Source organism: Ensifer sp. YR511, assembly GCF_900103045.1.
GTDB classification, from domain to species: domain Bacteria; phylum Pseudomonadota; class Alphaproteobacteria; order Rhizobiales; family Rhizobiaceae; genus Ensifer; species Ensifer adhaerens.
The window spans coordinates 34,417-54,741 of record NZ_FNGR01000039.1; the positions used below are offsets into that span (position 1 = coordinate 34,417).

Genomic DNA, 20,325 nt, shown 5'->3' on the forward strand with positions numbered 1-20,325 from the left:
GGGATGAATATGAGTGAAGGTGAGCAAGTCATCGAGGATGACCCGGAGGCAGAGGGGCGGCGCCTGTTCCTGGAAGAACTCCAGCGAATGAACGAGCGTGGACACTCGACCACAGCATTGGTGGCGGCGTCGGCCTTGGAAAACTTCCTAGAGAAGGCCATCAAGGCAAGGATGCCACATCTCAACAACGAATTGGCCGGCAAGCTCTTTGACGGCTACGGCCCTTTCGCAACATTCAGCGCAAAGATTGATACTGCCTATGCCATGGCGATAATCGATCGATCAGTGTTCAAGGACATCCACGTTGTGCGAGAGATCCGAAACGTCTTCGCACATCCCGATGGAGCCGCGATCGTTACGTTCGCCCACCCAAAACTCGATCGCATATTCTCGAAGTGGCAGGACTATCGACCAAACATCGACAAGCCAATGTTCCTACAAGTGAAGTTCAAAGACATCCTTGAGAGAATGAAGCCGGCAATAAATAGCGGCGTGCAGGCTCGGCCGGGAATTGTGGAGTAAGCGCCCGCATACGAAGATATGCCCTCATGGCTACTTCCTCATAAGACGGCCCATCCGGACCAACCCTGCAAACCTCGGCATATCCAGCGGAGAGCATTTCGGGCGTTATGCCCTCCGCTTGGCACTCAGCGATGACAAGATCATCGAACGTGTCACTGAAGTCAGCCATCGTCGTCAAAACCCAACAATCCCCAGATCGGCCGCAGCATCGTCGCTCATCGCCGGCGGCGCTTGCTCTTCCGTCTGATTGGCCTTCCGGAAGCCTTCGGAGCACGAGGCAAATTCCCAAAGCGTGCACTCATCGACCTGACGTGGGGTCATGCCCATAACGATGCCGGCGCCGTAGTACGTCGACCAGCGAGTCATGCCGTTCGGAAGCGGGTTCAGCTCTCCGCCGTTCCCGCTTCGGCCTCCCCCTGTTGGTCACCGCCAGGTTGGTCTGGAGTTTCCCACATGATGAAGCGTCGGAGAACGTCAGCGGCAGTGACCGCCAGCGCGTAGGGGCTGGCCAGCGTCAGAGCTCGATCAAGCTCCTTCTGGGCTTCGCGCTCGTGCATGCCGCCGCCGATCAGACCGAGCCGCAGCGGCTGGATCACGTCATCGATCTTCCAAGCCGACGACAGCAGCCTCATGAGGATCACGGCGCAGCCCGCCTCACACTTGCCTTCGATCGCGCGGAGCTCGCCGATCCCCAGGCGGAAATGGTGTTCGCCTCCCGCCCAGACAATCTCCTCTGAGCCGCGCATTTATCAGGCCTTCGGCGTACGGACGGGGATGCCGTCGAATTCGATCGACAATTCCGCGGTGACCTTCGTCCCACGTTCTGCCTGGTTGTTGATCGAGACGAGATAGGCGTTGCCGGTCTCGTATTCGGTATCGCCGACGGCGGCCCTGACATGCTGGATGCGGATGCTGCGCGTCGCGCCAGATTCCCACCAGTCAAGGAGCATCTCATGTGACTGCGAACTCCAGACGCCGGATGCGGAAATCGTCGCCTCAGAAGACTGGACTGCGCGCTCTACCTGGGCAGGAAGCGACTCATCATCACACGAGGGCACTTCGGAGGTGGCCATATTGTGCTGACGGTTGATGCCTCGAGAGGTCAGGCCGCAAATGCGGGCGTAGACGCCGCTGCCTGCGGTAGTCTCAACTTCAAGCACCATCTGGTGGAAGTTGGCTGTGGTCGCGTATGCCATTCGGGTTTTCCTTTCGTGCAAAGAAAAACCGCCGGCAATACTGCGGCGGTCTCCAAGCTCTCTTTTTCTGTGATGGTTTGGGCTACTGGCCCGTTTTCGCTGGCCGCTTCGGTGGCCTAGCCTTCACGGCTCGCCCTATCGAAATCGCGTACTCGACGAAGTCTTGCGGGAACTGCTGCGGCTCGGTCTTCGCCTTTGCGTTGAACGAGTATCGGCTGTTTGGCCTGCTCCAGTTCACCTCCTGGCGAACGATCATCCAGGCCATCACAACTCCTCAATCAACGCCGTGACGGTCACGACCCCATGAGTCGTCAAGCCGTCTGGATCCTTGAACACGCGGCGAAAATCGACACGGATCTCGGCAAGCGCATTTTCGGTGAGCGATAGATTGCGCTCGTGCAGCGCGTCCTTGACGGCGTCGACCAGCCGTTTGCATTCGACCTGGCCGACAGCCTTCGACCAGCAATCGACCTGGAATGTGTACTCGCCAGACGCGATACAATCAGCGCTGTCATCGACAACGTCGGTCGGGCCGAAGCTGACATAGGCGTTTTTCGTGCCGTATGGCGATGCCGGCACGTTGTCGTAGACGCCGTTGGCGATCGCCATCACGGCCAAGTCAGCCTTAAGCGTGTCGAAGATCAGCTTCTGCAGTTCGGCTGATGCGCTCATGTATCAACCCCCATCGCTATGCCTCGCTCTGCGTAACTGGTCCGACGAAGCGGATGGCCTTTTTCACTTCCCGCTTGATGCGGGACTGAATGCGCTTCCGGAGCGTGCGATATGAGGGGAAGAAGAACGGCTGGGCCACGAACTTATTCGGCCTCCCGGTGCCTGATGTGTTTCTGTCGGCCGTGCCGAATTCGATCCATCGCGCCTTGTAGTCGGTCGCATAGACCGTAATCTTGAGGCCACGTGCGTCTGGCTCGCTCTCGGCGAGAACAACTGAGCCCTTTGGCGCCTCGCCCCAAGTCCAGCCGATGCTGTCGCGCAAGTCACCCTGGTCGACCGGCACCAGTCGCTTCATCATGGCGACGAGTTCGTCGGCGCCCTTCTCCATGGCCTTGCGAGCGGCGATTTCCACCCGCTTCGGCATTGCCAGAAGCTTCTTCTCGAGTTCCTTGACGCCCTTAGCCATCAGGGAACCACGCCGCGTTCACAAAGCAGGTCGATCCAAGTGCGATCGACGTCATGCGTGACGTCATTGATCGCGTATTCAACGCCGGTTCGCGTGTCGGTGAGTTTCCATTCAGCGGTCACTGAGCGTGCCGCTGTGCTGGTCCGTATCCGAACGACAAGCGGGTGCTTGTTGGTCAGCCGTGCCGCCATGACGGCCTCGCCGCCGCGCAGGTGCTGATAGCTGGCCGCGGTCTGGAACTGAAGCACCCAATCGGATACCGTGTTGCCGTATTGGTCCTGAAACTCGCCCCTTTGGAAGAAGGAGACGCGCTCGGAAAGCCTACCCGCGCCGCCCTTCGCCACGTTAGACGCTCGCTACGCCAGAATACTGGACATCGAGGGCAAGAACCGTCGCCGAAGTGGCGAGGCCGAGCAGCACGTAGTAGTCGCCGCCGGTGATATCAGCGACAGGGCAGATTTTGCCGGGGGTATCGCTCAAAAAATAAGCGGTTCCGGCCGTCAGCACCGAGCCCAGCGTGACGTGGCCGCCAGTCTGGACGACAATCGGCTGGTTCGCGGCCGCGCTGTTCAGCGCAATGCCCACATTAGCGGTCTGGCCACGCGCTTCAGCCGAGGCTGCGTCGCTGTCGGCCAGTTGCCACTTGCCGGTCGTAGCCGTATCCAAAAATACGACTTCGCCGGCAGCAATCGCTGCGCCGGCAGTGCCAGTTTTCGTCGGCACGCCGTTCGCGGCAACGACCGCGCTGGGCGTTACGGAAATGTCCGCCATAGAATTCTCCCTGCGGCCTACGCGCCGCGTCTGTAGTTGCAAAGAAGCGCGTCAAACGCGGTCCAATCGTCGAGCTCCGCGTTTTCGCGGTTCTCGTAGGCATCGGCGATGTTCAGGAGGATGGCGTGCTTTACAGCCGCAGGTGCGGCCGCGTATCCAACCACCGCTGTGACCACAATCCGCGATCCAGGCTGTATGGCCGGCCATTGCTGGCCGTATTTGGCGACAATTGCCACCTCTAGGCCGTCATTCCGGAGCTCGTATACCGTCTCAGCAAGTGTCTGGTTGCCGCCGCCGGTATCTACATAAGCGATCGACGTCACAGAGGTGACGGGCGCCTCTGGTAGCCTTGCGAAGTCGCAAAAGCCGTCGCACTTCATCTCGACCGTCTGGCTGGCAAAGCGCGTATTACAGTACTTTTCGGCATGATCTCGCATCGACGAGATCATCAGATTGATGTCTTCGTCGTCGTCATCAAAGGTGACGTGGAGCCGGCGCTTAACCTCTTCGAGGCTGACTGGCTCAGTCGTCGCCGCCGTTGCCACTTTCGTCGGATACCACATTCTTGCCTCGCTTGCTGCGCTTCTCGGTCGGCTGAACATCGACCGGCGCCGCGAAACCAGCATCAATCAGCCTGACCGCTTCCGCATGAGGGAATTCTCGCTCGTCGCCTGGAGCCAACGAATATTCGTTGCCGGCGAGACCGACTAACATCTGAATTTTCATGATCTCTCCTGGGAAGGAGGCGGGCCGAAGCCCGCCATCCAAGCATTAGGAAGCAGCGGTGATCAGGTGCTTCACGGCTGCAGCGTCGCCGAGCTCACCGTCAAAGCGGATCAGGCCGGCGATGCCAAGATCAGGCCAGAAGCGCTCGCGCAGAACGCCGATGACCGGCGATCCTACCTTGCGGACGAAGTACTTCGAGAAGTCGCCGAAGAGCATGACCTTCTTGGCCGCAGCAAGCGCATCCATGTCATCGTTGATGCTGTAGCGGTAGCCGAGCAGCGTTCCGGGCTGGGCGGTCGTGACGTCACCCATTTGCCACAGAAAATTCCCCTGCCCGTCTTTCAATTTTCTGATGGCCGCGAGCGTAGTGTCCGCGAACATGAAACGCGTCTTCGGCGAACGGCGGTAGGCCGCGTTGACCGAATGCAGAAGGTCGATGATCTCGTCGGCAGCGATAGCTGCAGCGGCGGCCCCGGTCTTGCCGAGCGAAGATGCCGTGACTACGCCATTCGGGTCGCCAGTGCCGTCGCCGATCGTAAGTTCGCGGTTCGCGATGCGGCCGAGCCGTTCGCCGAGTAGCGAACCGAGCAGGGATTCCATATTGAAGATGGAGTCCTGTGCCAGTTCCATCGAGAACTTCACGAATTCGGTGTCGTACACGTAGGCATCGAGCCGCTTCTGGCCAAAGACAACATCTTCCGAGCCATCGTCGGTCAGTGCAGTGCCTTCGGTGTGCTTCGCGCCAGACTTCGCCGTGTCGTCGACAGTGGGAAGGTTGATTTGGTTGCCGCTCGCGGTGGAGATTACCGTCGCGATGTCCTCATCGTACATCGGACCCCAGTCTTTCATGGAGCGGACGATGATGTTGGCGAGTTCTACGGGCACCGTATAGCCGCCGGGGCCGCCGGAGGTCGTCACCTGCGTGCGGAATTCCTTGGCAGACTGAACGCCAGCCTTGAGGACCGAGCGCTCTTCCGAGGACAGTTCGCTGATATCGGCGCCCCCAGCGATGAACTTGTAGAACACCTGGCGGTATTCGAGCTTCTCGCCGTCCTCCTGACCGCGAGTCTCGGAATCACCGTTGTTGGGGCGACGATCGCGCTGACGCTCGGCAAAACGAGCCTCTATGGCTTCCTGGCGCTCTTCGCGCTCGATATTCTTCTCGAGCTTGTCGAACTCGGCCATGATCGCGTCGTGGCGAGCTTCGAGCTCGGCGGAGCGTGCCTCGTCGGTGTTTTTGGTGATTTCGTTCAGCGCTTCGCGAGCCTGCGTCATCAGGCGGCCGCGCTGTTCCTGCATTTGCGTAAGGGACATGTGTCTACCTCAAGAAAAAGGCCCGCGCGAGCGAGCCGATGTGGTGGGTTTGGTGGTGAGGAATGGCAGGAGGTTCCTGCCCTCCGGCTGGGCCGGGTGACTAGGGATCTGTCCTGCCGAGGATGCCCCTAAACTTCTGCTCCATTGCAGCCTTCTTGCCGGCGACCCGGCGGGCGGCTGCCACGGCATTCTGCTGGCTGCGTGCCCCTGACCGCCACTCATCAAGCGAACGCACGCCGACAGTGGTGTCCGCGTATGCGGGAAAGGTCACGATCGAGACTTCGCTGATTTCGACCTTCTCCAGCGTGCGCCTCGGAGGGTCTACCGTGTCGTCCCACGACTGCTTCATCGCGCGGAAGTCAAACGAACACCCGCTGATATCGCCGCGAGCAACTAGCGTTCCGACGTCCTTGCCGAGAACGGTGTCTGGCAGGTCGACTTCAAAACGAAGACCGTGGCTATCCTCCGACAGCCTGAGCGTGCCGCTCTTAGTTCGCCCCAGAACGTTACCGCTCTGATGGTTGAACAGGCAGCGAACATCGCCCTTGATAGTCTCGGCGAACGCGCCTGGGGCGATTTGCTCTGTGAAATAACCGCCGATGTCCGTCGACGAGTTGAACACAGCAGCGTAGCCGGTGAGCGTCTTCGTTCCGCTCTCATCGGCGCGCAGTTCAACCTGCTGCGCTATGCGTTTCTCGAATTCACTCATGCGGCTTCCGCCTCGTTCTGGTTATTGTCGTTGGCAGGCTGCTGATCCGCGCCGGGTGTGTTTTGCTGACCGTAGGTGGCCGTCCCAAGCGGCGCCGTGGCGCCCTGTAGGAATAGATCGTCACCGTGAGGCTTTGCCTCCCTATTCTCCAGCGCCCTCGCCTCATTCGGCGTCAGCAGCGCGTTCTGAACAGCCTTCGCCAAGCCATCCATCCGGGATAGGAAATCGCCTCGCATCAAGCCGTCGAGGATATGCGATATGTATCGGCTTCCACCGCCACGGCCGAAAAACTTGAGGTTCATCTCATCCTCAAGTGCCTTCGCCCATTGGCCGACGAGGTGCTGAACGAGCATGAGATTTTGCTGTTCAGTGTTCGCCATCGTGCCATGCGTCAGATCCTGGAGAAACACAGGCGGCAGCTGGTATGTCCTTGCAATTTCCTCCACCTGGAATCGTCGGGCCTCGACCATCTGACCCTTGGCCGGGTCCATTCCGACTGGCTTTAGCTCGTTGCCAGGTGGGATGGGGAAAATCTGGCTGCTGCTCGATTTAGCCGCGCCAATCGCCCGCTTGATATCCTCATGCGCTCGCTTCAGGGCATCAGCGCCTTGCGGCAGCGGACCGACCAACGCGAGTGGCGGAACGCCGCCACCGGCAAAGAAATTCGAACCGTACTCATTCATCGCCAGCGCAAGCTGGATAGCCTTCGACGCCTGACTGATCGGCCCATAGTGCCTTAGCCCGTCGCTGCGCCGCATGAACGGCACATCAATGACGTCAGCTGCAGCGTAGGTCTTACCACCAAGCTCATACGTTACCTTCAGCCCGACGCGCTTGATTGTGGTTTTCGCCGGGTCCATCGGCCAAAGCGAGTCGACGCCCTGAGGCGTTCGCTCGATATACGCTAGGCCGCGGCCGCCTGTGAAAACTTGCTGCCAAAACCATTGCCAGAACGCAAAGGAGCCGAGTTCGTCGTTTGGAGCGACATTCACCACCGTCTCCAGCTTGCCGCCGACACGCTTTGCACCTTCCTTAGTGTCGCGATAAGCGTGCCGCGGCAGTGCCGCTAGCGTGCGCGAGAGGAATGCGACAGCAGCCCAAACGGCCGGCACGCTCAGGGCACTATCGATCGTGACGTTGGGCAGGTTTCCCGATTGCACGCCAAAATAGGCGAGGAAGCTTTCCTCACTGACAGGAACGGTGACGTTTTCAGGACTTGAGCGCGATTCTGGCGCATTTCTTCGGGTAAACGGCCATCGCATCAAAATGCTCCTAAATCCGCTAGTGAAAATGAGGGATCGTCCCAGGCCGAGGTCGGGACCGGTACTGCACCCGGAAGACCATCGGCAGCCGCACACGTGGCCATAGCAATCGTCACAAGGCCGTCGATCCGGCCGCGAGAGCGTTTCTTGTCGAATGCACGATTACCTTGGCCGTCGGCATCGACGAGCGCGTTGCCGGCACACATGTACGTGACCGGCGAGGCGTCGATGGTGATCGACCGTTCGAGGATGCGATCCTCGAGACGTTCAATCGCTCGCGGCATGCAAAGTGCCCGGTCTTCAAACACCACGCGCTTGCCTTGACCATGAGCGATCAGCTTGAGCCCCTGCCCTTCAGGTTTGTCCGGTCCTTCGTACTTCCAAACTGGAAAGCCGATCTGCTCGCACGCTCCGATGAAGTCCGCCATGCCAGCAGGGTCAAATGCCAGAAACTCGACGTCGTGCTCAGCACAGAGCTTCTTGACCTCGGCCGCCACGAAGGTCTTATCGATGACGGCGCCGGATACAGCTGTCAGGTCGACCAGCGGGTCCTGCGACCACTCTACGTACTTCGCGTTGTCTGAAAGCGCTCGCGCTTCCAGACCTTCTTTCGTGGTCCAGTACCAGGTTTTCGCATGTAAATGACCGCTGTGGTCGGCCCACACGGCCGACAACGCAGTGAGGTCATTCTTGTCGCTGAGGTCCAGAGACAACCAGCACTTGCGGCCGCGCTGCTCCTTCGGATCGACCCGACCTTGAACTGCCGACCATGCATCTTCCGCGATCCAGAAGTCAGCAGCACCAATCGGAATCCCGAAATAGAGGCGCTTGACCGAGAATGACGTCGACAGCAGCACACGCGCCGTGTTGACCTCGCCGCGGATATTCTCGATCGGGAAGGTCACGCCGAGCGCCGGCAGCGACTTTTTCCAAACAGCTTCGTTGTCGAAGACGCTATCGCGATCTGCTTTGTCGACACGACAGATGAAGGCAAACGCCTCATCGTCGTTAATCTCGCCGGTGGCGACCTTCTGGTAGAACTCGCTGTATTCGGTGCCCACGATCTGGGTTGATGCCGGCGTGTTCGTGCCCAGCAACATGAGCCCGTCACCGGGCATTTTCGCAATGGCTCGCTTCCACGTCTCGATCGAGTCGTTGGTCCGGAATTCGTGAATTTCGTCGGCCGCCACCATGATCGGGCGGGGGCCGCTGATTGCTTGACCGTTTGCGAGGGACTGAAACTTGCCCCCGATCTCCGGGAATTCGATCTTCCAAGCGTTGTCGCCCTCGCCACGGATGATCACGTCGCCTCGGGAAACGAGTGAATCCTCATCGTCCTCTTCGCCCCCGGGGATGGGAGCCCGACACATGGCCACGGCATCCTTGAAGAGAACGTTGGCGGTGGCGCGGTCCTGACCGATCGAGTAGACCTCGGCGCGCTTCACACCATACCAGCCGCCCATATAGAGGCCCGTTGCGGCCATCCAAGGCGACTTAGCCTGACCTTTGCCAGTTTCCACCCAAGCAGAGCGGAAGCGCATCCGACCGCTTTCGCGACGCCAGCCAAAGAGGCTGCCTGTGCAGAAGACCTGCCACGGAAGAAGATTGAACGGCCTGCCTTCGGCGGCACCGGCCGTGATCGAAAGGACTGCTGGTGCAAAACCGACGGCTAGCGCGGCATCCTTTGGGCTCCAATAGAGGCCACGCTTCTGTCCGTCGCGAAGATCCTTGAGATGCCGTTCGGCGGCGGCCAGTTGGTGCTCGCCCGCAATGATCTTGCCAGCGACGACATCCAGGGCGTACTGCGTCGTCGGGTCAGTCGGCCCGAGGCTTGAGGTAGGTGTCTGCCGCGCGGGCCTTTTTCTTTCCACGCTGCACCTTCGTTGCTTTTCCTCGGCTGAGTGGGTCGAGGCCTAGTTTTGACTCAAGAACGACGATTCGAGCGTCGGCGTGCTGCATCGCAGACCAATAAGGGTTCCACTGCCCGATTTTGGCGCGCTTGTTGCCCGCGAGGATGGTTCCGTGTTCGGCGACATGCTTTGCCGCCTTCCAATATTGAACCCTGAACTCAATGAGGCGCCGAACGGTATGGCCGTTGGCGTCGGCGATCGTTCCAGCTGTTTGAAGATCCGCCATAACAGCGGCCCACTGACGGCCGGCTTCTAACGCGTCACTCTGCTCTGGATAGAGTTCAAACCAGTCCGGCTCGCTCAAAGTCGCTTCTGTCAACGTCATCCCCTACGGGGATGGCGATCATCCCCCCTCTTCAGATTTGCTCTCGGTGCGAACGGACCTGGGGCGCGGGTGAGGCGTCCGAACGGTCGGACCTCGTCACCCACCCCCTCCGGCCCGGTTCCAGGGGTGCAGGGGGTCCAAAGGGCGGCCTTCGATGTCGCACCCGATGACATGACCGCGCTTCTCCTCGCGCTGGATCAAGCCGTCGTGGTGCGGCTGGCACACGCTCTCATGATTGTCCGGATCGACGAACAACTTCCAATCCCCGCGATGAGGAGTGCGGTGGTTTACGACCGTTGCTTCAGTCACGATCTCGGATTGAAGGCACCGCTCACATAGCGGCTGGCGGGCAAGCTGCACCTGACGTGCGTCCTGCCAGGCTTTCAGGCCGTACCAACGGTGGTAAGTCGCTCGATCTATTTTAAGGTGGTTGGATGGCTCTACAACACGGCAAGGCTGTATGCTATTCATTGGCAGTCTCAACTTTCTTGGAGCATCGCAAACAATGAGAAACGGCCTCTATCGTGTGCATTTCCAAACACCTCTGGGTTCGGGCGCTGGCGTCGTTCATGCCATAGACGGTAAGATGTGGGGCGGTGACGCTGGCCTATACTATGTCGGCTCATACACAACCGTAGGAGACCGACTGACAGCCGTCGTAACCACAGACCGCCACACAGCGCACAATGGCGTCACTTCGGTCTTCGGCGTCGACAAAGCTACCATCAACCTCGATGGCCGCGTTTCCGGAGATAACATTTCGGCCAAGGGGACGTCCCCGCAAGCACCGGGCATCAACTTCACTGCAGAGCTTTCTCGCGTTAGCGACTAACCCCCGAGGCTGAGCCGAAAAAAACAAAGGCGGCCCGCTCAATCCTGCAGAACAGGAGAGCGGGCCGCACGATCACCCGTCGCCAGAGGAGGAGAGCGCCAGGGGATAGAGATGCCGACGGAATGCCGCGTCCAAGCCGCTAGCATCTAGCCGTAGATGGGCAATGAGCAACCAGACGGGTGCGCTTTGTGGAAGCGTGTCTCGTCTTGTTGGTGGCTGCGCCGCAGGGGAACGAAAATGGCGGGCCTTTGTTTATCTTCCGAATCGCAGGGAGGTACACGATGGAGCGTCTGGAAAGCAAGAAACTCGACCCCAATGCAGCTACCAAGGTTTGGTCCGTTGCGGAATTCTGCAGGCGGCATCGTCTCAAAGATGATGAAGAGAAGCGGCTGCGGCAGTTATTCGGTCATTTCGCGACAGCCCGTGAACTTCTGCACAACGCGAAGCGTCCGCCTAAGTGTCGTCGGTAGGAAAGAGGCAGTCCCGGCGAGCATCGCGAGTTTCGAACGTCCGCAGCTCGGCAGCGCCTCAAAGTGAAAAGGCCGCACAATGGCGGCCTTTTGGGTAAATCACCCATTCAATTAAATACGGTTCGAAGATGCGCCCGACCGGACATCATGCCGCGATTTTCTCTTCCACCTGCACAAAATCGCCGCGTGCCGTCTCGTCCAAATCGATCAGTGCGTCAATCGCGGCATCGATAAGAGATGGACCGACCTTCTCCGCATAAGCGGGTGCCCGCCCAGCAGCAATGCCGATCTCCTTCGCCGTCGCATCAGTGATCGCCATGTCGAGCACGAGAGCATGGTGGCCGAGGTGACGGCGGAGATGTTCGACATAATTGATCGTCTCGACCGGTCTCACAAACTCCGGTTCGCGACCAGCAGCGGCTGATATCTCGCCTATCGGCTTCGGCTTCTTGACGCCGCCTATCCACTGTGGGCCGGACACAAGACCGTCTGGGCAGCGCTTTGCTGGAACCGGCAGGCGCTCGAATGGCACCGAACCGTCGACGCCAAGACCCTGAAGGAGCTCCCTTCCCTCGACTACGCCGAACCGTCCGTTCTTGTCCTTTGCGCTCGGCTCCTCTCGCGGCAGCGGCGAATAGTAGTCGCCGATCGCTGGTTCGCCTGAAAGTGGCTTCGAATACGGTTTTGCCGTTAAAGGCGAGGCCACGGCACCGGGAAGCTTAAGGTAGCTCCAGATCGCGCTGTTCGACCTCGCCGGATTGCCGCTCCCCTTGGCGCCACGAGGGCGCTCGACAGGGCGTAGAGACCTACCTTTGCCGGTCCTGCCCCACTCGATCAATGCGCCATCTCGGAAAAGCAAATCGCCGAGCTGAGTATCAATGCCGCCGTTCTTGTTCTGCCGCCGAGTTTCGTTAGCTTCACGGGGCTCGTAAACATTCACCTTTTCGTTCGTGTAGTGCCACCGCTCCCTGCCAACGATCCTCCAGCCGACGCCGGCGAGGAGCTCCGCCTCTGAGGGGCGGACTTCGATGATAACTTCCGGATCCAGATTGTTTTCTTCCGGAGGATCAATTTCAGACCCTGGAAACACCATATTTTTCCAGTGACGCAGGGCGAAAAGCCGCCTGTAATCGCCACGGTAGGCAAGTCGTTCAAGTGCCGGCCAGGCCAGTTGCTCGCGCGCTGGTCTGTTATCGTTGGCGGGAGCTAGGGCGCGAGCTTTCTTGGGCTTGGGAACCGGACTTAGCGAAGGCGCGCTAATGTGTTCCGCAAGGAGAGCGGAGAGTTGCGAGAGATCGCGATTCTTCTGAGGTTTGCTCATTGCTATTTGGTCCACTTCGGCTTTGGATTCGGCAACTTGTGGATTTCTTCCGACAGGTCGCACGGCACGTGCTCGGGGCCTTCAATGATGTCCACCGCCTTGGCTATCGCAAGGCGATAAGCACCTTGCCTAGCCTCTTCGGCTGCAGTCCTCGTGACGCAGAGTGATAAGTCGTACTCGGCATCACGCTTGGCTTTCCGCAACTCAGCCTCCAACTCGGCGATGCGGACCTGCAGCGTGTCGATGACGCGGTTTGCATCCGCGAGGTGGCGCCTATAGTGCTCGCCTCGTGTGCGAGGGTCTCTTGGTGCTGTGCTGTCGGCCACGATCGTGCGAAGCGCTTCCTGCGCGCGTGCTGCTTCGCGACGTGCGGAGCGGTCAAAGTTTTTGATCCGGGTCACGAATTGACGACCTCTTCCAGAAGCGGGCAAAGGTGATAGGCAACCGAGGCACGATACGTTGTCGGCCAATGTTCTGGCATCTCTGCCATAGCCATCGCGGCTCCGTGGGCCGGAGTGCTGGGGTTGTGCTTTTCAAACGCTGCCCTGATGGCCGGTCCATCATGCAATTGGATCCAACCTCGGCGAACAGGATCAATTGTTTCCACGGCGCCGTAGAAACGCTGCAGCGCGGTCTTGATGCGCGCGACATCCGCGGACGTGGCCGCGATATCGTGTTTAGTGGCGAATTCGTCTGCCTTGGTCATCCTGTTCTCCTCAGTTGTCGTTAAGCTCGGCACGGTCGATCCAGTGCCATTCCCATTTTCGGTGCGTTTCGCACCAGACCAGCGCGAGTTGCTCGTCGCCAGATATCTCGTCGAGTTGATCGACCTGACTCGTGTCCAGGCGGTGGATAGTTTTCCGACCGCGTTTCGTTTCGATAACTTCCATGGTGTGTCCTCCTTCGCGCGTACGTGTGGCTAACGACTTGAGCCCTCAAAAACCGCATTGAGGGTATCTCCCCATTCTAGACGTACCCTCTCCTGTATATATTATTGTTTTTATTGAATTTTTTATGCAAAAGACTGGGGGGAAGGGTGGGTGCAAGGGTGGGGGAAAGACTGCCGGAAGACTGGGGGAAATCAGACAGCGGGTTATGGCGTTCACGGATTTTGCACCCACCCTTTCCCCGGCCTATCCCCCAGGCAAATCCCCTACCTTTCACCCAGCCTCAATCGGGACGATGACTGCACCGTCTGGCAACGATTCAGCCGCCCAAAAGCGCACCTGTGATTGACCGCTCTCCATTGTGAGTTTCGCCAGATGTATCTCCCTCGCCTGCCGCAGCATGGCCATGATGTCTTCAAGTCGCCGGCGGTCGATCGCGCCTCGGAGGTTTTTTACGATCGCGCGCGCCGTAATTCCGTCCGACCCTCGGCGCGTGATCTGCTGTCGAACGCGCAGATACTCAGCCGCCCGATCGTTGTCGGCGATATTGTCGTTTGCGCCTCGCAGGATCACGTTGAGGCTGTGTTCGGCAACCGCATTGGCCCACGTTTGAATTTCTCGTGTTATGATCGGTTCCTTCGGGTCACATCCGACTGCAACGATCAGCGCCAGCCTGGCGGCATTTTCGCCCACGCGGTTGAGGATCGGGCGATACTGCGGGTCGATCGTCCGTTTCATCGCGCGGATGCGATCATCGAAGTCTTCGAACAAGTCGTCGACGCCGTCCCCCCACTGTGCTGTCATGATAGGATGCGGCTTTTCGTCAGATCTCGCTGAAAGTGCGCAAAACGACCCCGTGAACTTTCCCGCGGACAGCCCGAGAAGCTCAGCTACCTGCTTAGATAACGCGGTCGGAATGTCTTCAATACTATTGGGGGGGCGGCGCACTTTCACCGGCTCTCCATTTCCGACATCAATGAGGACAAGGCGGCCGAGCAGGCCTTCTGAGATGTTTCCGCTCGAGAGCGCATTCCAGAATGTTGAGGGAGTCGAAACCCCATGGACGCTCAGGCATGGCGCAACGATGCGAGGAATATTGCCGCCTGCCTTTTCCTGGCCTCCCCAGAAACCAGTGGGAGCCCCAGTCAGCTCCATGAGGGAGGCAGTTATTTCGGCTCGATGTGAAGCGGTGTTTCTCCCAGTATGCTCGGCAAGCCACCGTCCGAACTCGTCTTGAACAGCTATGGCAGAGGGCGACTTCCTGAGTTTGCCTGCCAAGCCGGGAAGGCTTCGAATTTGATCGGCAAAAAGTGCCTCGCTGACCTTGCTGCCCCACGAGGTGGAATCGGCAAGCGCAGAGGTGGCGCGAATCGTAACGTCCTTGCCGAAGCCTGATTCCGCCAAGCCAACGATGTACAGATTGGAGCGCAGCCCTGTTGGACCTCGATACCGCCGACCGATCAGGCCGGCCACGAAGGCAAGCGACGCGACTAGCGAGAGGTGCGGCGAAGGGAAGCGAGCGCAGCCGACAATGAAGCGCGTGAAATCGCCCACGGCTCCTGGCGGGAAGCAAAGATGCTCGGGCAAACCAGTGGCCTGCGGCAGGACTACTGGCGCCTCGTCTGCTTCATCTTCTTCTTCCACATTGTCGTTCGCAGCCGCAGGAGCCTTGGTGAGGCTGCCGAGCGTCATACGAGCGCCGATATCGCGGTCCTCCCAGCCAAGGTCCATGGGGGCTCGCCCGAGGCGCTCGCACAGCCAGAAAGCGGCCATTTTGGGATTGGCGGCGCCAGCATAATCGATGACAAGCTCAATGGCGGTGCACGCCTTTTCAGTACCAAAATCGCGGATGCCATCCTGATGGATGGAAATGTCTTCCTCCAGCGAACGCCCGAGATCCTCTGAGGTAATGCGCCATGCGCCGGTCCCCGCCTCTTTCGTTGCGGTGGAGAAAAGGTCCCGTACCCAACGGTCAGGGTCGGCCAGTGCCGCAGAATTCACCTGTTTCCAGAAGCTGCCGCCGGTCGTCTGAACAGCACGCGGCTCGGCTCTCTTGCTGATAGCCGTACCTATGGACGCGAGGTAGGCGTCGGCCTCGGCCACGAATGCGTCGATAGCCTCGGCATGGATCTCGGGCAGGTCGGCGAACGGCACGTCGAGCGGAGATGCGCCTGTCCACTCGTAAGCCTTGTCGGTATCCGGATGGATGCCAAAGGCGACAAACTGCTGGCCTTGGCCCAAGATTTCAATCTGGCATTCGTGGCCGTTGACGATGTACTTGCCGGTGATTTTCTTCCGTCGAGCGTCCGATGCGCGGAAGATGAAGGTCACCTTTGGAGCGCGGCCAATACGCTGTAGAGCGCTATCGGCCCCTGGAAGAGCCAGTGCCATTGTGCGCAGGTGTTCCGCTGCGTAGATATCCGGGACGTCGATATCGACGGCCACCACGTCGCCGCAGAGGATGCCGGTGTTGGTATGGTCGGAATAGCGTCGTATCTGACCATCGATCTGCTCGGGCTTTGGCCGGAAGTTCGACCATCCTTTGATCTTCGGGCGCTTGCCGTCAACCGGGACGGGGATATAGCCGTTGGCGAGCAGACCGCGGCGAAGGTCGGCTAGGTCCTGTGCGGGGAGTTTAGGCTGCGCTGAGGCGGTCAAGGTCTACATCTCCGATAGCTTCACGAGCTGCTTGCGTAATCGCTTCAGCCGTTTCCGGCGTGAACGTCGCGGTTGAATTGCCAAAAGCGCTGGCAGAATGAACGCGAAGGCCGCGCGGGGTTTGAGAGAGCTTCAGATTGAAGAGGCGTATCCCGCCAGGGACCTCGATGTCGAAACGAGCGATCGCGTTGCCTGCATGCAGCAGCCTGATAGAGAGAACCTTCATGCGATTCTCCGCTCCGCTTGGCGAGCAGCGCGCGCTAGTTGCTGCCAACGAGCGAATATTCGATCGCCGCGGCCGTTCTCAGGGAGATACAGAGTCCAATCCGCCCCCTCGGGAACACCCAGGGCTCTCCGTGTTTCATCTTCGAAAGCGCGCAACGCCGCGCTTGTCTCCTCTATTTTTCGCAAACAGATTCCTCCTTCGCCGGCGATGACGCCGGTCGGCTAATGGTTGTGAAATGGAACTTTACTGCGATCGAATCCGTTCATTCTCCGAACAAAACGGAGGAGCGATCGTGAACCAGATTATTTACATTGTCGGACTTGTTGTGATCGTCATGGCAGTCTTGGCGTTCTTCGGTCTCCGGTGATGCCAAGTATTAACCGTTGACGCTAAAGTATCGTCAAGGACTACGCGGCGCGAGCGGCGAGTTTCTGTGCAATCCAGTCATGAACTTCTTTGCGAGAGAACGCTATGCGTTTCTCTCCAAGCTCAGCCGCGGCTGGAAACCTGCCTTCTGACCTAAGACGGTGGATCATCGTCTTGGACATGCTCGTGAGAGCGCAGGTGTCTTTCAGTGAAATCAATGCAAAGTTGTCATTGCTTGGGGACATGGTGCTCCTCTGCGGCGCGCGGACGGAATCGTTGCGTCGTTTCTAATAGGGTTTTGTCGAGAAGTTTGGTGACCGGCGCGCCATGGCCGGGTTGACGTTTCTTGACGCCTAAGGCGCCGGTCCACACGGAGGACCCAATGCCGGCAGCTTCAGCTGCAATTTACTCCGGATTACTCCGGTCTCGCGGGCACCACCCCGCGGCAAAGCACATCCACCACAAATGCGCCTGTATGAACCATATAGTACCGCTTTACATTTTTCCCAACGGATTTATTTGCTTAGCGGAGAAATAAACTGCTTGACGCATTTGTAAAACAACTAGGATTTCGTGAGATATAGTTCCCAGTCACTCAACAACGCTCGCCGCTTCTCGATTGCGTCAGAGCGACGGTAAGCCTGTTCTGTCGCGTCCCCTTCGATGTGTGCGAGCGCGCCTTCGATGACCTCGCGCGCGTGGTCGGTGCTGTCCCCGGCCCAGTCACGGAACGTCGATCGCATCCCGTGAAGTGTGACAGCCTTATCTTTGGAAGCGGCTCGTAGCGCCTTCGTCATCATAGAATCACTGATCGGTGATCCGCTTTTGGCGCCCTCGAACACCAGATCACTGGTAGCCTTCTGCTTCATTTCTTCGAGGATACCGAGGGACCGTGGGCAAAGCGGTATCCGATGAATCCGCTTCTTCTTCATTCGGGCGGCCGGGATGACCCAGAGCTTCTCCTCAAAATCGAACTCTGACCAAAGCGCGCCGCGCACCTCGGCGGTGCGATTGGCATTCAAGATCAAGAACTCAACCGCCCGAGCCGCCTTACCCTTGGACTTGCGAAGCTTCGCGACGGCCTCGGGCGCATCTTTGACTGCCATGGCCGCATGATGCCCGCGGGTCAACTTCTGTCGCTTGGGCATCACCTTTTCCAGCAAGCCCTTCCATCGCGCGGGATTTCCAGCAGTGCGCCATTCATGCGCAATCCCGTAATCGATGACGGCTTGAATCCGGGCGCGCAACCGTTCCGCAGTTTCTGGCCGCTCAGTCCAATGCGGCATGAGACAATCTTTGATGTCGCCTATCACAATGTCGCCGATTGGTAGATCGTGAAGAGGCTTCGCATAGTCGCGCAAAGTCATTACCCACTGATCGGCGTGCTTGTCATTTGTCCATTCAGATTCCTTCGCCTTCAGTAGATCGTCCATGCAGTCCTTGAAGGTCTTCGGCTTGATGGAGACGCGATCGCCACGTGGATCCTCACCTCGCGCCAGTTGCTGGCGGATCACATCGGCTTTCTCTCGCGCCAATGCTAGCGGTACAGGTGCGGTGCCCTGCCCATAGCCGCCGAGTCCAAGCTCGTTTCGCCTGTCTCCGCGACGGTAGATGAAGACCCAGTTTTTGCTCCCACCTTTTTGCACTCGCAGATAGAGGCCGTCGCCGTCGCCATAGATGCCAGGCGTGGATAGCGTTTTGATCTTTGTTTCAGACAGCTTGTTGCGCGCCAAGAAAGCCTCCGTCGAGCCGCGATTTCTAAGACGGTTATCATAACGAACAGACGGAACATACGGAATTTATGATAAACCTCAGTGAGATACGGACCAAATATTCCAAGAAAACGGCGGAGCAGCGGACACCCTGTCCGCCATTTCCCTTTTCTCCACCCATTAGTTGTCGAACCGACGAGATGGGACTACCTTACGAAGCGAAATGACGGTGCCAAGTCCTTTGGGGAGCGGGATCGACATGCTCGTTAAAGATGTAATGACGACGTCGGTCGTCAAGCTGTCCCCTGACAATAGCGTCAGGCAGGCAGCCCGGATCATGCTCGATAATCATGTAAGTGGCCTTCCCGTGGTCGACGGTGATGGAACCCTGGTGGGCGTCATCAGCGAAGGCGACCTCATTCGCCGGAGCGAGCTTGGCGGCGGCATTCCGGTCGCCGACCCGACCGGGGCCGCGGACGAGCGGGCGAGCGCCTATGTGCGCCGATCCTCCTGGAGGGTCGGTGATGCCATGACGGCCAATCCCGTGACCATCGATGAGGATGCCTCGGTCGCGCGCGTCGCGTCTCTGATGCGGGAGCGCGACATCAAGCGTGTACCGGTGCTTAGAAACGGCCTTGTTGTCGGTATCGTCAGTCGCGCCGATCTGCTGCAGGCGATCTTGTCTGCAAAGCAGGACGAGACGGCGGCCGGCGACGAAGCCATCCGGCGCAGTATCCTGGTGCGCATCGGCGAAAATACCGGTCTTGAAGGCCTGGACATAAAGGTCGCCGTGACCGACGGCATCGTGCACCTCTGGGGCAACGTGGATACCGCCGATTGCCGTAAGGCGGCCCGCATCCTCGCTGAGAACGTGCGCGGCGTTCGCGGCGTGGTCGAGCATTACGCCGAGCCTTATCCGCAATAAGATATGCGTCGAGACCGCCGCGGCCTGTGCCCGCGGCGCTGCAAGCGTATTCCTGCTGCTGTCGTTCGTACTTCAAGCGTTCCACCATCCTGCCCGCCGCAGAAAAAACAGCAACGACCGTAGCGAATTCGAGAGACTGGGATGGCTTGCGCGACGGCAAGCTGGAGGGAATTTCAGCATAGGTCCTTTTGACCGGGAGGCTCAGATGGTTTCGCCTGAAACAGCATCGATGAAAGAGACGGCATCCGGAAAATCAGCAGCACCGTTGTCGGCCGACGAACTCCGCCTGATGGACGCCTATTGGCGCGCTTCGAACTATCTGTCGGTCGGGCAGATCTATCTGCTCGACAATCCGCTTCTGCGCGAACCGCTGAAGCGCGAGCACATCAAGCCGCGCCTGCTCGGCCATTGGGGCACGTCGCCGGGCCTCAACATGCTCTACGTGCATCTCAATCGCGTCATCAAACGCGACGACCTCGACATGATCTACATCATCGGTCCCGGCCATGGCGGGCCGTCTCTGGTGGCGCATGCCTATTTGGAAGGGACCTATACGGAGTTCTATCCGAACATCGCCGAAGACGCCGAAGGCATGCAGCGGCTGTTCAAGCAGTTCAGCTTTCCCGGCGGCATCCCGAGCCATGTGGCGCCGGAAACGCCCGGCAGCATCCATGAAGGCGGCGAACTCGGCTATGCACTCAGCCACGCCTATGGCGCCGCCTTCGACAATCCCAATCTGGTCGTTGCCTGCATCGTCGGCGATGGCGAGGCCGAGACCGGGCCGCTTGCGACCGGCTGGCAGAGCAACAAGTTCCTCAACCCTGCCCGCGACGGCTGTGTTCTGCCGATCCTGCACCTGAACGGCTACAAGATCGCCAATCCCTGCTTCCTCGCCCGCATTCCGCACGACGAGCTGAAGAAGTTCTTCGAGGGCATGGGCTACAAACCCTATTTCGTCGAAGGGCATGATCCGGCAAAGGTCCACCAGCAACTGGCAGACGTGCTCGATACGGCGACGGCCGAAATCCGGCAGATTTGGGACGATGCCCGCATCA

24 protein-coding genes and 1 pseudogene are annotated in these 20,325 nt (G+C 59.2%); 3 read left to right on the forward strand and 22 right to left on the reverse strand.

Translation table 11 applies throughout. The features are described 5' to 3' along the window. Nucleotides 1-9 precede the first annotated feature (9 nt). A complete protein-coding gene (locus tag BLU15_RS33970) occupies nucleotides 10-522 on the forward strand; it encodes a hypothetical protein (RefSeq protein ID WP_090301512.1) in 513 nt (170 codons plus the stop codon). Nucleotides 523-696: 174 nt separating this feature from the next. Here the strand turns inward: BLU15_RS33970 and BLU15_RS33975 are convergent, their stop codons facing one another. From BLU15_RS33975 to BLU15_RS34105, 22 genes are all read right to left on the reverse strand, one after another. Continuing rightward, the gene (locus tag BLU15_RS33975) at nucleotides 697-888 is read right to left on the reverse strand and encodes a hypothetical protein (RefSeq protein WP_090301513.1); all 192 of its coding nucleotides are present in this window, start codon (nucleotides 886-888) and stop codon (nucleotides 697-699) included. Between the two features lie 17 nt (nucleotides 889-905). Next, nucleotides 906-1,268 (reverse strand): gene transfer agent family protein, encoded by a 363-nt coding sequence (locus BLU15_RS33980; RefSeq protein WP_090301515.1) that lies wholly within the window; start codon nucleotides 1,266-1,268, stop codon nucleotides 906-908. Between the two features lie 3 nt (nucleotides 1,269-1,271). Further along, a complete protein-coding gene (locus BLU15_RS33985; protein WP_060600592.1) occupies nucleotides 1,272-1,718 on the reverse strand; it encodes a phage tail tube protein in 447 nt (148 codons plus the stop codon). A gap of 264 nt (nucleotides 1,719-1,982) precedes the next feature. After that, nucleotides 1,983-2,390 (reverse strand): DUF3168 domain-containing protein, encoded by a 408-nt coding sequence (locus BLU15_RS33995; RefSeq protein WP_090301518.1) that lies wholly within the window; start codon nucleotides 2,388-2,390, stop codon nucleotides 1,983-1,985. 16 nt (nucleotides 2,391-2,406) lie between these two features. Next, nucleotides 2,407-2,856 (reverse strand): HK97-gp10 family putative phage morphogenesis protein, encoded by a 450-nt coding sequence (locus BLU15_RS34000; RefSeq protein ID WP_090301519.1) that lies wholly within the window; start codon nucleotides 2,854-2,856, stop codon nucleotides 2,407-2,409. Next, nucleotides 2,856-3,200: a phage head closure protein gene (locus tag BLU15_RS34005; protein ID WP_090301521.1), complete on the reverse strand. Its 345-nt coding sequence runs from the start codon at nucleotides 3,198-3,200 to the stop codon at nucleotides 2,856-2,858. The genes BLU15_RS34000 and BLU15_RS34005 overlap by 1 nt, the downstream gene beginning before the upstream one ends. Nucleotide 3,201: 1 nt before the next feature. Further along, nucleotides 3,202-3,627: a hypothetical protein gene (locus BLU15_RS34010; protein WP_090301524.1), complete on the reverse strand. Its 426-nt coding sequence runs from the start codon at nucleotides 3,625-3,627 to the stop codon at nucleotides 3,202-3,204. A gap of 17 nt (nucleotides 3,628-3,644) precedes the next feature. After that, nucleotides 3,645-4,190, reverse strand: coding sequence for a head-tail connector protein (locus BLU15_RS34015; protein WP_090301526.1), 546 nt, complete (start codon nucleotides 4,188-4,190; stop codon nucleotides 3,645-3,647). Continuing rightward, a complete protein-coding gene (locus BLU15_RS34020; RefSeq protein WP_090301528.1) occupies nucleotides 4,150-4,353 on the reverse strand; it encodes a hypothetical protein in 204 nt (67 codons plus the stop codon). Before BLU15_RS34020 ends, BLU15_RS34015 begins: the two co-directional genes overlap by 41 nt. Nucleotides 4,354-4,398: 45 nt before the next feature. Then, nucleotides 4,399-5,667 (reverse strand): phage major capsid protein, encoded by a 1,269-nt coding sequence (locus tag BLU15_RS34025; protein ID WP_090301530.1) that lies wholly within the window; start codon nucleotides 5,665-5,667, stop codon nucleotides 4,399-4,401. A 100-nt stretch (nucleotides 5,668-5,767) separates the two neighbouring features. Continuing rightward, entirely contained in the window at nucleotides 5,768-6,376 is a 609-nt protein-coding gene (locus BLU15_RS34030) for an HK97 family phage prohead protease (protein WP_090301532.1), read from the reverse strand. Next, nucleotides 6,373-7,638, reverse strand: a complete 1,266-nt coding sequence (locus BLU15_RS34035; RefSeq protein ID WP_090301535.1) for a phage portal protein — start codon at nucleotides 7,636-7,638, stop codon at nucleotides 6,373-6,375. Before BLU15_RS34035 ends, BLU15_RS34030 begins: the two co-directional genes overlap by 4 nt. Next, entirely contained in the window at nucleotides 7,638-9,509 is a 1,872-nt protein-coding gene (locus BLU15_RS34040) for a terminase large subunit (RefSeq protein WP_176960445.1), read from the reverse strand. Before BLU15_RS34040 ends, BLU15_RS34035 begins: the two co-directional genes overlap by 1 nt. Then, nucleotides 9,454-9,867, reverse strand: a complete 414-nt coding sequence (locus BLU15_RS34045; protein WP_244546900.1) for a P27 family phage terminase small subunit — start codon at nucleotides 9,865-9,867, stop codon at nucleotides 9,454-9,456. Before BLU15_RS34045 ends, BLU15_RS34040 begins: the two co-directional genes overlap by 56 nt. Nucleotides 9,868-11,320: 1,453 nt before the next feature. Continuing rightward, nucleotides 11,321-12,496 carry a hypothetical protein gene (locus tag BLU15_RS34065; protein WP_090301541.1) on the reverse strand — a complete coding sequence of 392 codons (1,176 nt, stop codon included), beginning with the start codon at nucleotides 12,494-12,496 and terminating at the stop codon, nucleotides 11,321-11,323. A 2-nt stretch (nucleotides 12,497-12,498) separates the two neighbouring features. After that, complete coding sequence (locus BLU15_RS34070) at nucleotides 12,499-12,897, reverse strand: hypothetical protein (RefSeq protein WP_090301543.1); 399 nt, start codon at nucleotides 12,895-12,897, stop codon at nucleotides 12,499-12,501. Continuing rightward, nucleotides 12,894-13,202, reverse strand: a complete 309-nt coding sequence (locus BLU15_RS34075; protein ID WP_090301545.1) for a hypothetical protein — start codon at nucleotides 13,200-13,202, stop codon at nucleotides 12,894-12,896. Before BLU15_RS34075 ends, BLU15_RS34070 begins: the two co-directional genes overlap by 4 nt. 10 nt (nucleotides 13,203-13,212) lie before the next feature. Beyond that, entirely contained in the window at nucleotides 13,213-13,386 is a 174-nt protein-coding gene (locus BLU15_RS39735) for a hypothetical protein (RefSeq protein WP_090301546.1), read from the reverse strand. 270 nt (nucleotides 13,387-13,656) lie between these two features. Then, entirely contained in the window at nucleotides 13,657-16,041 is a 2,385-nt protein-coding gene (locus BLU15_RS34085) for a bifunctional DNA primase/polymerase (RefSeq protein ID WP_090301547.1), read from the reverse strand. Continuing rightward, nucleotides 16,019-16,267, reverse strand: a complete 249-nt coding sequence (locus BLU15_RS34090) for a hypothetical protein (protein WP_090301549.1) — start codon at nucleotides 16,265-16,267, stop codon at nucleotides 16,019-16,021. The genes BLU15_RS34085 and BLU15_RS34090 overlap by 23 nt, the downstream gene beginning before the upstream one ends. A gap of 407 nt (nucleotides 16,268-16,674) precedes the next feature. Further along, nucleotides 16,675-16,878, reverse strand: coding sequence for a helix-turn-helix transcriptional regulator (locus BLU15_RS40730; protein WP_090301553.1), 204 nt, complete (start codon nucleotides 16,876-16,878; stop codon nucleotides 16,675-16,677). 318 nt (nucleotides 16,879-17,196) lie between these two features. Continuing rightward, the gene (locus BLU15_RS34105) at nucleotides 17,197-18,366 is read right to left on the reverse strand and encodes a tyrosine-type recombinase/integrase (protein ID WP_090301554.1); all 1,170 of its coding nucleotides are present in this window, start codon (nucleotides 18,364-18,366) and stop codon (nucleotides 17,197-17,199) included. A 238-nt stretch (nucleotides 18,367-18,604) separates the two neighbouring features. On the opposite strand from BLU15_RS34105, the gene BLU15_RS34110 reads away from it, so the two are divergent. Then, on the forward strand, nucleotides 18,605-19,270 hold the full coding sequence (locus BLU15_RS34110; RefSeq protein WP_090301556.1) for a CBS domain-containing protein: 666 nt from the start codon (nucleotides 18,605-18,607) through the stop codon (nucleotides 19,268-19,270). Nucleotides 19,271-19,475: 205 nt separating this feature from the next. Continuing rightward, nucleotides 19,476-20,325, forward strand: a pseudogene (locus tag BLU15_RS34115) (phosphoketolase); the annotation flags it as partial.